This is a genomic window from Micromonospora sp. NPDC047187, assembly GCF_040643355.1.
GTDB lineage: Bacteria > Actinomycetota > Actinomycetes > Mycobacteriales > Micromonosporaceae > Micromonospora > Micromonospora salmantinae.
In genome coordinates, this window is the sequence record NZ_JBEYUF010000003.1 from 387804 (window position 1) to 400832 (window position 13029).

The window sequence follows — 13029 nt, forward strand, 5'->3', positions numbered from 1 at the left end:
CCACGTCCCGGGCGGGCCAGGCAGGAGGCAACGACGTGAAACTGCTCGTCACCGGGGGCGCCGGCTTCATCGGGAGCGTGGTGACCCGGATGCTGCTCGACGCCGGTCACCAGGTGGTCATCCTGGACGACCTGCGCACCGGCCACCGCGAAGCCCTCGCCCCGGACGCCACCCACGTGGAGGCGTCCATCCACGACGCCGCCCAGGTCATCACCGCGGACGCCGGGTTCGACGGGGTGCTGCACTTCGCCGCCCTGATCGCCGCCGGCGAGTCGATGGTCAAGCCGGAGCTGTACTGGCAGAACAACACCATCGGCACGCTCGCCCTGATCGACGCGGTCCGGGCCGCGGGGGTGCCCCGGATGGTCTTCTCCTCCACCGCCGCCGTCTACGGCAACCCCACCGAGCTGCCCATCACCGAGAACGCGGTAAAGGCACCCACCAACACGTACGGCGCCACCAAACTCGCCGTCGACATGGCACTCACCTCCGAGGCGATCGCGCACGGGCTGGCCGCCGTGTCGCTGCGCTATTTCAACGTGGCCGGCGCCCACCTCGACGGCGACATCACGCTCGGCGAGCGGCACGACCCGGAGACGCACCTGATCCCGATCGCGCTGGACGTCGCCGCCGGCCGGCGGGAGAAGCTCCAACTCTTCGGGGACGACTACCCCACTGTGGACGGCACCTGCGTCCGCGACTACATCCACGTCGCCGACCTGGCCCGCGCGCATCTGCTGGCGCTTGACGCGGCCACCGGCGGCCAGCACCGGATCTACAACCTGGGCAACGGCAACGGCTTCACCAACCGGCAGGTCGTCGACGTGGTCCGCGAGGTCACCGGGCACCAGCTGCCCGTCGAGGTCGCGCCGCGCCGCGAGGGCGACCCGGCCGAGTTGGTGGCGTCGTCCGCACTGGCCCGCGACGAGTTGGGCTGGGTGCCGCAGAAGCCGACCCTGCACGACATGGTCGGGGATGCCTGGGCGTTCTACCGCACGCACATCCTGGGCCAGTCATGACCCACCCGAGCAGTGACGTCGCCGGGCGGGCCGCGGCCGGCTTCTCCGCGCAGTTCGGTGCCGAGGCTGCCGGCCGGTGGGCAGCCCCGGGCCGGGTCAACCTGATCGGTGAGCACACCGACTACAACGAAGGCTTCGTGCTGCCGTTCGCCCTGCCGATGCGCACCGTCGTAGCGGCCGACCGGCAGGACGGGGAGCACTGGACGGTCTGGTCCGAGCTGTCCGGCGAGGCGATCACCTTCGGCGCGGACGACGTCGCCGAGGCGGGTCGAGTCACCGGCTGGGGCGCGTACGTCGCGGGTGTGGTCTGGGCGTTGCGCGAGGCCGGTCACCCGGTGCCGGGCGCCCGGCTGGCGATCGCCTCCGACGTGCCGCTGGGCGCCGGGCTCTCCTCCTCGGCCGCGCTGGAGTCGGCAGTGCTGGCTGCCCTGCTCGACCTCGGCGGGCTGAAGCTCGCCCCGGAACTGCAGCCGCGGCTGGCGCAACGGGCGGAGAACGTCTACGTGGGCGCGCCGACCGGCATCATGGACCAGTCGGCCGCGATCCGTTGCCGCGCTGGGCACGCCCTCTTCCTGGACTGCCGCGACGAGTCGGTCGAGCACATCCCGTTCGACCTGGACGCCGACGGGCTGGCTGTGCTGGTCATCGACAGCCGGGCGCCGCACCGCCACGCCGACGGGGAGTACGCGGCCCGCCGTCGCTCCTGCGAGGCCGGGGCCAGCGCGCTCGGCGTTGCCGCCCTGCGCGACGTGGGCGTCGACCAGCTCGACGTCGCACTGGCGCGGCTCGACGACGAGGAGACCCGGCGACGGGTCCGGCACGTGGTGACCGAGGACCAGCGTGTCCTGGACACTGTGGCACTGCTGCGCGCCGCCCGGGTCCGCGACATCGGCCCGCTGCTGACCGCCTCCCACGTCTCGATGCGCGACGACTTCGAGATCACCGTGCCGGAGATCGACACCGCGGTCGAGGCAGCGTTGGCGGCCGGTGCGCTGGGCGCGCGGATGACCGGCGGTGGCTTCGGCGGCTGTGTGCTCGCGCTGATCGAGGCCGGAAGTGCCGACGCGGTAGCGGCCGCCGTGACCGACGCGTACGCGCAACGAGGTTTCACCGCCCCCGGCACCGTGACGGTCCTCCCCTCCCCCGGCGCCACCCGCCTGCTGCCCTAACCCCACCCGAGCCGGTGCGGGGTGAGTTAGGGCTGTTCGGCGGGAGAGGCCCCTGCCGCGCCGATCTTGCAGTTTCCGTTGTCGACATGGGTTGGTGTGCCCCTTATGCCGGGGCAGAAAGTGCAAGATCGCGAGGCAGGGGTTAGGTGGCTTCGACGATCATGGCGGCGCCTACCGTGCGGTTGGTCGCCTCGTCGATGATGACGAAGCCGCCGGTGGTGCGGTTACGGCGGTACTCGTCGGCCAGCAGCGGCACCGTCGTGCGCAGTCGCACCCGGCCGATCTCGTTGAGCCGCAGTTCGTCGGCGGACTCGTCGCGGTGCAGGGAGTTGATGTCCAGCCGGTAGTGCAGCCCGCGCACGATCGCCCGGGCCGACCGGGTGGTGTGCTTGATCGCGTACCGGCCGCCGACCCGCAGCGGCGCCGTCTCGTCCATCCAGCAGACCATCGCCTCGATGTCCTGGGCCACCGCCGGCGCGTTGTTCGGCCGGCAGATCAGGTCACCCCGCGAGATGTCGATCTCGTCGGCCAGTCGTACCGTCACCGACATCGGCGGGAACGCCTCCGGGACCGGCCCGTCGGCGGTCTCCACGGCGGCGATCCGGCTGGTGAAGCCGGAGGGCAGCACCATCACCTCGTCGCCCGGCTTCAGCACGCCGGAGGCGACCTGGCCGGCGTAGCCGCGGTAGTCGGTGACAGTGGTGGACTGCGGACGGATCACGTACTGCACCGGGAACCGGACGTCGACCAGGTTGCGGTCGCTGGCGATGTGCACCCGCTCCAGGTGGTGCAGCAGCGACGGGCCCTCGTACCACTGCATGTTGTCCGACCGGGTGACGATGTTGTCGCCGCGCAACGCGGAGACCGGCACCACTGTCAGGTCCGGTACGTCGAGCTTCGCCGCGAACGCTGTGAACTCGTCGGCGATCCGCTCGTAGACCTCCTGCGACCAGTCGACCAGGTCCATCTTGTTGACACAGAGGACCAGGTGCGGCACCCGCAGCAGGGAGCAGAGGAACGCGTGCCGACGGGACTGCTCGACGAGGCCCTTGCGCGCGTCCACCAGGATCAGCGCCAGGTCCGCTGTCGATGCGCCGGTGACCATGTTGCGGGTGTACTGGGTGTGGCCCGGGGTGTCGGCGATGATGAACTTGCGCCGGGGGGTGGCGAAGTACCGGTACGCCACGTCGATGGTGATGCCCTGCTCCCGCTCGGCCCGCAGACCGTCGGTGAGCAACGCCAGGTTGGTGTATTCGTCACCGCGGGCCGCGCTGACCGCCTCCACGGCGGCCAACTGGTCGGTGAAGAGCGACTTGGTGTCGTAGAGCAGCCGCCCGATCAGGGTCGACTTCCCGTCGTCCACGCTGCCGGCGGTGGCGAACCGCAGCAGGTCCATCGGCCGGGCCTCCGGCCCGGCCCCGGTAACAGCCCGTGCCTCCGCGCTCGCGGCGGCCACGATCTCGGTGCTCATCAGAAGTAGCCCTCCCGCTTGCGGTCCTCCATGGCGGCCTCGCTGACCCGATCGTCACCACGGGTGGCGCCGCGCTCGGTGATCCGGGTGGCCGCCACCTCCTCGATGACCTTCTCCACGGTGTCCGCCTCGGAACGGACCGCGGCGGTGCAGGAGGCGTCGCCGACGGTGCGGTAGCGCACCTGCGCCTTGAACCGCTCCTCACCCGCGCGGGGGCGGAAGAACTCGTTGACGGCGTAGAACATGCCGTCCCGCTCGATCACCTCACGCTCGTGCGCGTAGTAGATCGACGGCAGCGGGATGCGTTCCCGGGCGATGTAGTGCCACACGTCCAGCTCGGTCCAGTTGGACAGCGGGAAGACTCGGATCGACTCGCCCGGGTGGTGCCGGCCGTTGTAGAGCGACCACAGCTCCGGCCGCTGGTTCTTCGGGTCCCACTGACCGAACTCGTCGCGGAAGCTGAACACCCGCTCTTTCGCCCGGGCCTTCTCCTCGTCCCGGCGGGCGCCTCCGAACAGCGCGTCGAAGCGGTGCTTCTCCACCGCGTCCAGCAGGACCGGTGTCTGGATCCGGTTGCGCATGCCGTCACCGGACTCCCGGACCATGCCGCTGGCCAGGGCCTCCGGCACGCTCGCCACCACGAGTTGCAACCCCAGCTCGGCGACCCGTTGGTCGCGGTATTCCAGGACCTCGGGGAAGTTGTGCCCGGTGTCGACGTGCATCACCGGGAAGGGGACGTTGGCCGGGGCGAACGCCTTCTGCGCGAGCCGCAGCATGACGATCGAGTCCTTGCCACCGGAGAAGAGCATCACCGGGCGTTCCATCTCGGCGACCACCTCGCGCATCACGAAGATGCTCTCCGCTTCCAAGGCGTCCAGGTGGGAGACCTGGTACGCCGCGGGGGTGGTCATGACAGCGGCTCGATTCGCTCGCTCATCCGATTTCCAGACCTTTCCGGTCGGGCATGTCAAGAAAGTTCGCTCAGGCTACCCGGAATGTTTCTGCAGCGCTGCAAGCAACCGGGTGGCGAGATCCTTGCGGCAGACCAGGAGGTCGGGCAGCCGCGGATCCGCCTCGTTGTATTTCAGCGCAGAACCGTCGATCCGGGAAGCGTGCAGTCCGGTGGCCGTCGCCACAGCGATCGGGGCCGCCGAGTCCCACTCGTACTGCCCACCTGCGTGGATGTACGCGTCCACCTCGCCGGTGACCACTGCGGCGATTTTCGCTCCGGCCGAGCCCATCGGCACCAGGTGCGCCCCGACGTCCTCGGCCAGATCGGTCAGGAAGACCGGCGGTCGGCTCCGGCTCGCGGCCAGGCGGATCTTCCGCTCGCCGGCCGTCGCCGCCTCCACAGTCATCGGCGGGTACGCCGGCGGGTAGTCAGTGCCCAGCACCCGGTGCTGCGCCGGCAGCCCCACCGCCCCGGCGACGAGGCCGTGCGGGCTCGGCGCGTTGCGCGCCCAGAGCGCCACGTGCACCGCCCAGTCCGAGCGGCCCTCCTCGGAGAACTCCCGGGTGCCGTCCAACGGGTCGACGATCCACACCCGGTCCGCGTTCAGCCGTGACACCGCTCCGGTGTTCACCTCCGCGGCCCAGGCCAACCGCGACCCCTCGTCCTCCTCGGAGAGCACCGCGTCACCCGGACGCCACTTCGCCAACTCCGTGCGGATCAGGTCGTGCGACACCTTGTCCCCGGCCGACTTCAGCGCACCGGCGTCGGCGAAACCCATCTCCGTGCGCAGGTCGAGCAGCGCCTGCCCGGCCCGGGACGCCAACCATCGGGCAAACGCGCCATCGATCATCGGAGGACTGCTCATCTGTCCGCTCCCGTCGCCTCGCCACGCTGCCCGCACGGGCCGATCCGCCGCGACTCGCGTCGCCGGTCGCGGCACGCTGAAAGGCGCAGACTACCGGCCCGCCGTTTCCGATTCGGCTACGCCCCGCCCGGCTCAGCCGCCGTGGTAGAGGTTCTGGGTCGGCTCCACGCCCTTGATGATCACCGACTCCACCACGTCGGCGGCCCGGTCCACCAGGAAATCCAACTCCTTGCGCTCGGCCGCGCCAAAATCCGACAGCACATAGTCCGCCGGATCCTGCCGCCCCGGCGGTCGGCCGACGCCGAACCGCACCCGGGCGTAGTCCTTGGTCCCCAACGACTTCGACATCGAACGCAGGCCGTTGTGCCCGCCCTCGCCGCCGCCGAACTTGACCCGCACCTGGCCGAAGCCGATGTCCAGCTCGTCATGCACCGCGATCACCTGCGTCGTCGGCACCTTGTAGAACTGTGCCAACGCCGCGACCGGCCCGCCGGAGAGGTTCATGTACGTCAGTGGTTTGACCAGCACCAGCTTCGGCCCACCGAACCCCAGCCGCGCCTCGGCCACCTCGGCCACCGCCCGCTTGTGCCGGCCGAAACGCGCACTCACCCGCCCGGCCAGCAGCTCGGCCACCATGAACCCGACGTTGTGCCGGTTGCCGGCGTACTCCCGACCCGGGTTGCCCAGGCCGACCACCAGCCACGGCCCCGTCTCGTCCGTCACGACCCGTCCCTTCCGACGCCCATCCCACCGACTCCCGATATGCCGACAGGCGCCCCCGAACATCCGGGGACGCCTGTCGCACAGTACGAACCGATCAGGCCTCGGTGCGCGCCTCGGTCGTCTCGGCGCCCTCGGCCGGGGCGGCGTCCGCGCCCTCGGAGCCCTCGGTGGTCTCGCCGACCTCGGCCTCGGCCTCGTCGGTGGCAACCTCGACCTCGGGCAGCGTCGCCTCGAGCTGCTCGGCGGTCGGGGCGGCGGTGATCGACGCGACGGTCAGCTCCGAGTCGACGGCCAGCTCGACGCCGGTCGGCAGCTCGACATCGCCGGCGGTCACCAGGGTGCCCGCCTCCAGGCCCTCGATCGACGCCTCGAGGTGGTCCGGAACCTTGGTGGCGTCCGCGGTCACCGAGAGGGTGTCGTGGTCGTGCACGATCAGGGTGTCCCGGGCGGCCTCGCCGGTCAGCTGGACCGGGACCTCGACGGTGACCTTCTCGCCCCGGCGGACCAGGATCAGGTCGACGTGCTCGAAGGTGTCGCGGATCGGGTCACGCTGGATCGCCTTCGGCAGCGCCAGCACCTGGGTGCCGTCGGCGATGTCGATCGCGAAGAGCTGGTTGGCACCGCCCTTGCGGATCGCGGCGGCGAACTCCCGCGACGGCAGCGCGATGTGCTTGGGCTTCTCGCCGTGGCCGTACAGCACGGCGGGCACCTTGCCGGCCCGGCGGGTACGGCGGGCACCACCCTTGCCGAACTCGGTACGGGGCTCGGCGCTGATCTTTACCTCGGACACGGGGAAACTCCTGATGCTTTTCGCTGCGGCGGCTTGTCGTCTAACGGTGCTGGGGCGAGGGGCTCGCTGGGGCTCATGCGTCATGAACGACTGCCCGGAGCACCGCGTCGATGACGGTGCCTCCGTGCGGCGCTTTTCAGCGGCCCGCCGGGCACCCTCGCCGTGGCAACCGCACCAGTCTACCCGAGCTGTTTCCAGGGTTTCCGGCAGTCCCCGATCACGGCTCAAGACCGGCGCGTCGGTGGTGCTCCCACCAGCGTGCCGGCCCCGTTTCCACCAGTTTGCCAGCCCCGCGCCCGCCAGCGTGTCGACTGGCGGAAACGGGGCTCAGGGTCAGCTCAGGCCACCGAAGAGGGTGGTCACCGAGCCGTCGTCGAAGACCTCCCGGATCGCCCGCGCCAGCAGCGGCGCGATCGACAGCACTGTGAGCTTGTCCAACTGCTTCTCCGGCGGGAGCGGCAGGGTGTTCGTCACCACGATCTCGCTGATCGAGCTGTTCTTCAGCCGCTCGGTGGCGGGGTCGGACAGCAGCGCGTGGGTGGACGCGACCACGATCTCCGCCGCGCCCGACTCCTTGAGGATGTCGGCGGCCTTGGCGATGGTGCCACCGGTGTCGATCATGTCGTCGACGATCAGGCAGACCCGGCCCTCCACCTCGCCGACCACCCGGTTGGCCACGACCTGGTTCGGCTTCATCGGGTCACGGGTCTTGTGGATGAACGCCAGGGGGCAGCCGCCCAACCGGTCGGTCCACCGCTCGGCCACCCGCACCCGGCCCGAATCCGGTGCCACCACTGTCATCGGCCGGCCGGCGTACTTGTGCTCCACGTACTCGGCCAGGATGTCCATCGCGAAGAGGTGGTCCACCGGGCCGTCGAAGAAGCCCTGGATCTGCGCGGTGTGCAGGTCGACGGTGAGGATGCGGTTCGCGCCGGCGGTCTTCAACAGGTCGGCGACCAGTCGGGCGGAGATCGGCTCCCGACCACGGTGCTTCTTGTCCTGGCGGGCGTACGGGTAGAACGGCAGCACCACTGTGATCCGCTTGGCCGACCCCCGCTTCAGCGCGTCCACCATGATCAGGGTCTCCATGACCCAGGTGTTCACCCCGTGCGTGACGGACTGCACCACGAAGGCGTCCGAACCACGTACCGAGTCCTTGAACCGTACGAAGATCTCGCCGTTGGCGAACTCGTACGCGTCGGCCGGCGTCGGCGCGACGCCGAGCACCTCGCCGATCTCCTTGGCCAACTCCGGAAAGCCACGTCCGGAAAAGAGCATCAGGCTTTTGCGGTTTTCGGCGACGATGCTGCCCATGGGCCCGTCTGCTCCCGTTATGTCGGCGGTACCCGACCCGGTGTTGGTGGGTCAGGGACTATTCGGTTGCAGTATCTCCCGCGCCGGATGCGCCGCCCACCGTCTCGGTCGCCCCGTGGATTGCCTCACTGTGGCTTGCGGCACCAGTCGTACCGGACGCACCCTTGGCGTCGCCGCCAGGCTGCGCATCCTTCGCGTCGCGGGCCCGCTGCGCCGCCTCCGCCGCGGCAGTGCCGGCGCGCCGCTTGACCACCCAGCCCTCGATGTTGCGCTGGCGCGCCCGGGCGACGCCCATCGCCCCGGCAGGCACGTCGTCGATGATCACCGAACCGGCCGCCGTGTACGCCCCGTCACCCACCTCGACCGGTGCCACGAACATGTTGTCCGCACCGGTCCGCGCGTGGCTGCCGATCACAGTGCGGTGCTTGTTGACCCCGTCGTAGTTCACGAAGACCGACGCGGCGCCGATGTTCGTCTGCTCGCCGATCGTCGCGTCGCCGACGTACGTCAGGTGCGGCACCTTCGCGCCGGCGCCGATCTGCGAGTTCTTCACCTCGACGAACGTGCCGACCTTCGCCTTCTCGGCCAGCTGGGCGGCCGGCCGCAGGTACGCGTAGGGCCCGACGGTCGCGCCCGCGCCCACCTCGGCACCGACGGCGTGGCTGCGGACCACCGACGCGGCGGGGCCGACGATCGTGTCGATCAGGGTGACGTCCGGCCCGATCAGCGCGCCCGAGCCGACCACGGTGCCGCCGCGCAACTGGGTGTTCTGGTCGACCACCGCGTCCCGGTCCAGCGCGACAGTCACGTCGATCCAGGTGGTGGCGGGGTCGAGCAGGCTCACCCCGGTGCGCATCCACGCCTCGTTGATCCGGTCGCGCAGCAGCCGACGCAGCGTGGACAGCTCCACCCGGTCGTTGCAGCCCAACGTCTCGACGTGGTCCACGGCGACGTGCACCGCCACCGGCTCACCGGCGGAACGGAGCAGACCGAACACGTCGGTCAGGTACTCCTCGCCCTGGTCGTTGTCGGTGGAGAGCTTGCCCAGCGCCTCGCGCAGCCGCACCGCGTCGAACGCGTAGATGCCGGCGTTGATCTCCCGGATCGCGCGCTGCGTCGGGTCGGCGTCGCGCTCCTCGACGATCTGCTGCAGGCGGCCGTCGACGTCCCGCACGATCCGCCCGAGGCCGGTCGGGTCGGGCACCTCGGCGGCCAGCACGGTGGCCGCCGCGGCGGCCTCCTCGTGCGCGGTCACCAGCGCGCCCACCGTCTCCGGCCGCAGCAGGGGAACGTCACCGTTGATCACCACGACGGTGCCGGCACCGTCCGGTACGGCCTCCAGCGCGATCCGTACGGCATGCCCGGTGCCGAGCTGCTCGGCCTGGAGCACCGGAGTGGCGTCCGGGGCGACCTCGGACAGGTGCGCCCGCACCTGGTCGGCGCCGTGCCCCACCACGACGACTGTGCGGTCCGCGCCCAACGGGGCGGCGGCGCTCAGCACGTGACCGAGGAGCGTCCGACCGAGCAGGGGGTGCAGCACCTTTGGCAGTGTCGACTTCATCCGCTTGCCCTCACCGGCGGCAAGTACGACGACGGTACGGAGGTGGGGCTGGGGCACGACGTGGCTCCCGTCGGGACGGCGGACACTCTCGCGGCCATGCTAGCCGCGGGGCCCGGCGCGTTCCCCTCTTACCCCCACCAGATCCTAAAACGGACGTAGGTGGGCAGCTCGGCCGCCAGGGTTCGAACCTGAAATACGGGTACCAAAGACCCGGGTGTTGCCAATTACACCACGGCCGATCAGCGACGCGAGGACGTCGCAGGAGGGATGGACATCCCGCCGCTACACCTTAGCGCCCCGGCCGTCGGATGCCAGCGCTCATCCCGTCTCACGGCGGGCGGTCGATGCCGTCGACCTTCTGGGGATGGTCGGCCCGCAGCTCGACCGCCCGGCTTCCCGGGTCGGTCAGGTACCCGCCGCCGGGCCGACTGACCTGCGACTTCGAGCAGTTACGCGAAGGCGATTCGAAACTTCCCCGTGCGATCTACGGTGCCGTAAGTTACGGTGACGTAGGCGTAGCTTCGTGATCGTTACCATCCCCCTGCGAGGTCCCATGTCCACTGCTCTGCTCGATTCCAACACCGCCGGACCCGGCCCCAAACCACTCACCGACGGCAGCCAGTCCCCCGGCATCCTGGCCGCCCTCTGGGCCTTCGTGGTGATCCCCTTCGTCGCCCTGCTGGTCGCCGTACCGGTGGCGTGGGGCGGCTGGCTGGGCTGGACCGACGTGATCATCGGCCTGGTCTGGTACGTCGTCTCCGGGCTCGGCATCACCGTCGGCTTCCACCGCTACTTCACGCACGGCTCGTTCAAGGCCAAGCGGTGGCTGCGGGTGACTCTGGCGGTCGCGGGTTCGCTGGCGGTGCAGGGCGAGATCATTCAGTGGGTCGCCGACCACCGGCGCCACCACGCGTTCTCCGACCTGGAGGGCGACCCGCACTCGCCGTGGCGCTTCGGCACCAGCTTCTGGGCGTTGACCCGGGGCCTGTTCCACGCACACGTGGGCTGGCTCTTCCGCCGGGAGCTGTCCAACCGCGGCCGTTTCGCACCGGACCTCATCGCCGACCGGGACATCAGCCGGGTCGACCGGCTCTTCCCCGCGCTGGTGGCCATCTCGCTGCTCGGCCCGGCGCTGATCGGCGGCCTGGTGACCTGGTCCTGGCAGGGCGCACTGACCGCGTTCTTCTGGGCCGGGCTGGTCCGGATCGGCCTTCTGCACCACGTCACCTGGGCGATCAACTCGGTGTGCCACGTCTACGGTGAGCGTCCGTTCGCGATGCGCCAGGGCGACCGCGCGTCGAACTTCTGGCCGCTGGCGATCCTGTCGTTCGGCGAGAGCTGGCACAACCTGCACCACGCCGACCCGACCAGCGCCCGGCACGGCGTGTTGCGCGGTCAGGTGGACATCTCCGCCCGGGTGATCTGGTTGTTCGAGAAGACCGGCGCGGCAACGCAGGTGCGCTGGCCAAAGCCCGAGCGCCTCGCCGCCAAGCTGGTGAAGCCGGTCGCACCCCACTGAAACCGGGCGGTGCACGACGATGCCGCCTGGCAGGATGGCCGGGTGACCGAGCCATGCGGGGGGACCAGGCGGCTCGGCGGACGGGAAGCCGAGCCCGAGCCGGGTACGGTCGAACGGCGCGTCAGGGCGGTCGGACCGCCCGACAGTGAGGCGACGACGTGAACGGGCACAGCGGAGGAACCATTCCACGGCAGGGCGTCACCGAGCGCCAGCGAGGCGGCGACATGCCCGAGGCCAGCGACGAGGCGGCGGCAGCTGTCGGCGGCCGACGGGCGACGCCGACGGCGGCACCGAAAGCCAAAGCTCCCTCCCGGGTCCGCATGTCGGCGGCCCAACGCCGGGAGCAGTTGATCGCGACCGGCCGGCAACTCTTCGCCGAGCGCGGTTTCGACGCCACCTCCATCGAGGAGGTGGCGGCCCGCGCCAAGGTCTCCAAGCCGGTGGTGTACGAGCACTTCGGTGGCAAGGAAGGGCTCTACGCGGTGGTGGTGGACCGCGAGGTCCGGGCCCTGTTGGACCGGATCACCACGGCGTTGACCGCCGGGCACCCGCGGGAGCTGCTCGAGCAGGCGGCGTTGGCCCTGCTGACCTACATCGAGGAGGAGGCGAGCGGTTTCCGGGTGCTGGTCCGCGAGTCGCCGCTGATGTCCGGCACGGCCACCTTCAGCAGCGTCATGAACGACGTGGCGCACCAGGTCGAGCACATCCTGGGCGCCGAGTACAAGAGCCGCGGGTACGACCCGAAGCTCGCCGAGCTGTACTCGCAGGCGCTGGTCGGCATGGTGGCGTTGACCGGTCGCTGGTGGTTGGAGGTGCGTAAGCCGCGCAAGGAGACGGTGGCGGCGCACCTCGTCAACCTGGCCTGGAACGGGTTGTCGCACCTGGAGGCGAAGCCGACGCTGATCACCGCGCGGCGCAACTGACCCCGATCAGCGGCGGTGCACGTCGGCCACCGGGTGCTTGCGGTGTTCCAACTCCGCCTCGGCGGATTCCGGTGGACCGACCTTGTCGTAGAGGCCGGTGCCGAGCAGGATCAGGCCGAACAGCATCGACACCACCACTGTCGACATCGAGAAGTTGAGAAAGTTCGCTCCGGTCTGCAGCACCGACATCATCAGGATGCTGGTCACCAGGAACACCACGCCCGCGGTGAGGTTCATGTAGTGGCCGAGGTTGGTACGCCGCGAGGCCCCGATGATCAGGACGATCCCGAAGATCACCGAGGCGAGCGAGAAGGCCAGGTTGGTCCGGAGCCCGAGGGCCCAGGTGCTGGTGCGGGCGAAGAGCGGGTCCCCGATCGTCTCGGCGACGCCCCAGACGCCGAAGACCAGGATGTAGACGCCGATCAGCCCGGAGAGGACCCGGTAGAGCGGCCGTGCCGGATGGTTGACCGGAAAATGCGGCATGCCCAGACCCCCTGATGCGACCGTTTCAGGGGAATTGTCGCCCAGGCAAGCACTAACTGTCCGCAGAACCCCAAAGCCGAAGGGGTCCGCCGACAGGCTGGACCGAGTCAGGTTTTCGCCGGAGCCCGAGCTGCGCAGGGATCAAGCCTGACCGCCCGGAGCAGCTCGGGCCGCCGCGGGCGCGGGCAGCGTCCGGGCCAAGACCGGCACCCTGACCGGCGTGCACTCCGTCGCGGGCCT

Annotated in this window: 12 protein-coding genes and 1 tRNA gene; 4 read left to right on the top strand and 9 right to left on the bottom strand. The window is 70.3% G+C overall.

What is annotated here, in order from left to right:
• Positions 1-35 precede the first annotated feature (35 nt).
• A complete protein-coding gene (galE, locus tag ABZ794_RS09115; RefSeq protein ID WP_210784772.1) occupies positions 36-1019 on the top strand; it encodes a UDP-glucose 4-epimerase GalE in 984 nt (327 codons plus the stop codon).
• Positions 1016-2188: a galactokinase gene (galK, locus tag ABZ794_RS09120; RefSeq protein WP_357514947.1), complete on the top strand. Its 1173-nt coding sequence runs from the start codon at positions 1016-1018 to the stop codon at positions 2186-2188. The genes galE and galK overlap by 4 nt, the downstream gene beginning before the upstream one ends.
• A gap of 142 nt (positions 2189-2330) precedes the next feature.
• On the opposite strand, the gene ABZ794_RS09125 is transcribed toward galK, so the two are convergent.
• The 8 genes from ABZ794_RS09125 to ABZ794_RS09160 form a co-directional block, all read right to left on the bottom strand.
• The gene (locus ABZ794_RS09125) at positions 2331-3584 is read right to left on the bottom strand and encodes a GTP-binding protein (RefSeq protein WP_210784794.1); all 1254 of its coding nucleotides are present in this window, start codon (positions 3582-3584) and stop codon (positions 2331-2333) included.
• Between the two features lie 74 nt (positions 3585-3658).
• A complete protein-coding gene (gene cysD, locus ABZ794_RS09130) occupies positions 3659-4570 on the bottom strand; it encodes a sulfate adenylyltransferase subunit CysD (RefSeq protein ID WP_210784774.1) in 912 nt (303 codons plus the stop codon).
• Between the two features lie 75 nt (positions 4571-4645).
• Entirely contained in the window at positions 4646-5476 is an 831-nt protein-coding gene (locus ABZ794_RS09135) for a 3'(2'),5'-bisphosphate nucleotidase CysQ (protein WP_091394622.1), read from the bottom strand.
• Positions 5477-5608: 132 nt separating this feature from the next.
• The gene (pth, locus tag ABZ794_RS09140; RefSeq protein WP_210784775.1) at positions 5609-6199 is read right to left on the bottom strand and encodes an aminoacyl-tRNA hydrolase; all 591 of its coding nucleotides are present in this window, start codon (positions 6197-6199) and stop codon (positions 5609-5611) included.
• Between the two features lie 94 nt (positions 6200-6293).
• A complete protein-coding gene (locus ABZ794_RS09145; RefSeq protein ID WP_238690820.1) occupies positions 6294-6989 on the bottom strand; it encodes a 50S ribosomal protein L25/general stress protein Ctc in 696 nt (231 codons plus the stop codon).
• Positions 6990-7322: 333 nt separating this feature from the next.
• Positions 7323-8303, bottom strand: a complete 981-nt coding sequence (locus tag ABZ794_RS09150; protein WP_030329105.1) for a ribose-phosphate diphosphokinase — start codon at positions 8301-8303, stop codon at positions 7323-7325.
• Positions 8304-8361: 58 nt separating this feature from the next.
• Positions 8362-9921 (bottom strand): bifunctional UDP-N-acetylglucosamine diphosphorylase/glucosamine-1-phosphate N-acetyltransferase GlmU, encoded by a 1560-nt coding sequence (gene glmU, locus ABZ794_RS09155; RefSeq protein WP_210784777.1) that lies wholly within the window; start codon positions 9919-9921, stop codon positions 8362-8364.
• A 110-nt stretch (positions 9922-10031) separates the two neighbouring features.
• Positions 10032-10103 (bottom strand) — tRNA-Gln (locus ABZ794_RS09160).
• Between the two features lie 314 nt (positions 10104-10417).
• Here ABZ794_RS09160 and ABZ794_RS09165 point away from each other — a divergent pair.
• Together ABZ794_RS09165 and ABZ794_RS09170 are read left to right on the top strand one after the other, a co-directional pair.
• Positions 10418-11383, top strand: a complete 966-nt coding sequence (locus ABZ794_RS09165) for an acyl-CoA desaturase (RefSeq protein WP_210784778.1) — start codon at positions 10418-10420, stop codon at positions 11381-11383.
• Positions 11384-11607: 224 nt separating this feature from the next.
• The gene (locus tag ABZ794_RS09170; RefSeq protein WP_210784779.1) at positions 11608-12306 is read left to right on the top strand and encodes a TetR/AcrR family transcriptional regulator; all 699 of its coding nucleotides are present in this window, start codon (positions 11608-11610) and stop codon (positions 12304-12306) included.
• A 6-nt stretch (positions 12307-12312) separates the two neighbouring features.
• Here the strand turns inward: ABZ794_RS09170 and ABZ794_RS09175 are convergent, their stop codons facing one another.
• Positions 12313-12789, bottom strand: coding sequence for a DUF4383 domain-containing protein (locus tag ABZ794_RS09175; RefSeq protein ID WP_210784780.1), 477 nt, complete (start codon positions 12787-12789; stop codon positions 12313-12315).
• Between the last annotated feature and the right edge of the window lie 240 nt (positions 12790-13029).

Excerpts from the sequence above, each read along its gene's own strand:
- galK (WP_357514947.1), top strand. The coding sequence starts at position 1,016 with ATGACCCACCCGAGCAGTGACGTCGCCGGGCGGGCCGCGGCCGGCTTC.
- ABZ794_RS09125 (WP_210784794.1), bottom strand. The coding sequence starts at position 3,584 with ATGGACCTGCTGCGGTTCGCCACCGCCGGCAGCGTGGACGACGGGAAG.
- cysD (WP_210784774.1), bottom strand. The coding sequence starts at position 4,570 with ATGACCACCCCCGCGGCGTACCAGGTCTCCCACCTGGACGCCTTGGAA.
- ABZ794_RS09135 (WP_091394622.1), bottom strand. The coding sequence starts at position 5,476 with ATGAGCAGTCCTCCGATGATCGATGGCGCGTTTGCCCGATGGTTGGCG.
- ABZ794_RS09150 (WP_030329105.1), bottom strand. The coding sequence starts at position 8,303 with ATGGGCAGCATCGTCGCCGAAAACCGCAAAAGCCTGATGCTCTTTTCC.
- ABZ794_RS09165 (WP_210784778.1), top strand. The coding sequence starts at position 10,418 with ATGTCCACTGCTCTGCTCGATTCCAACACCGCCGGACCCGGCCCCAAA.
- ABZ794_RS09170 (WP_210784779.1), top strand. The coding sequence starts at position 11,608 with ATGCCCGAGGCCAGCGACGAGGCGGCGGCAGCTGTCGGCGGCCGACGG.
- ABZ794_RS09175 (WP_210784780.1), bottom strand. The coding sequence starts at position 12,789 with ATGCCGCATTTTCCGGTCAACCATCCGGCACGGCCGCTCTACCGGGTC.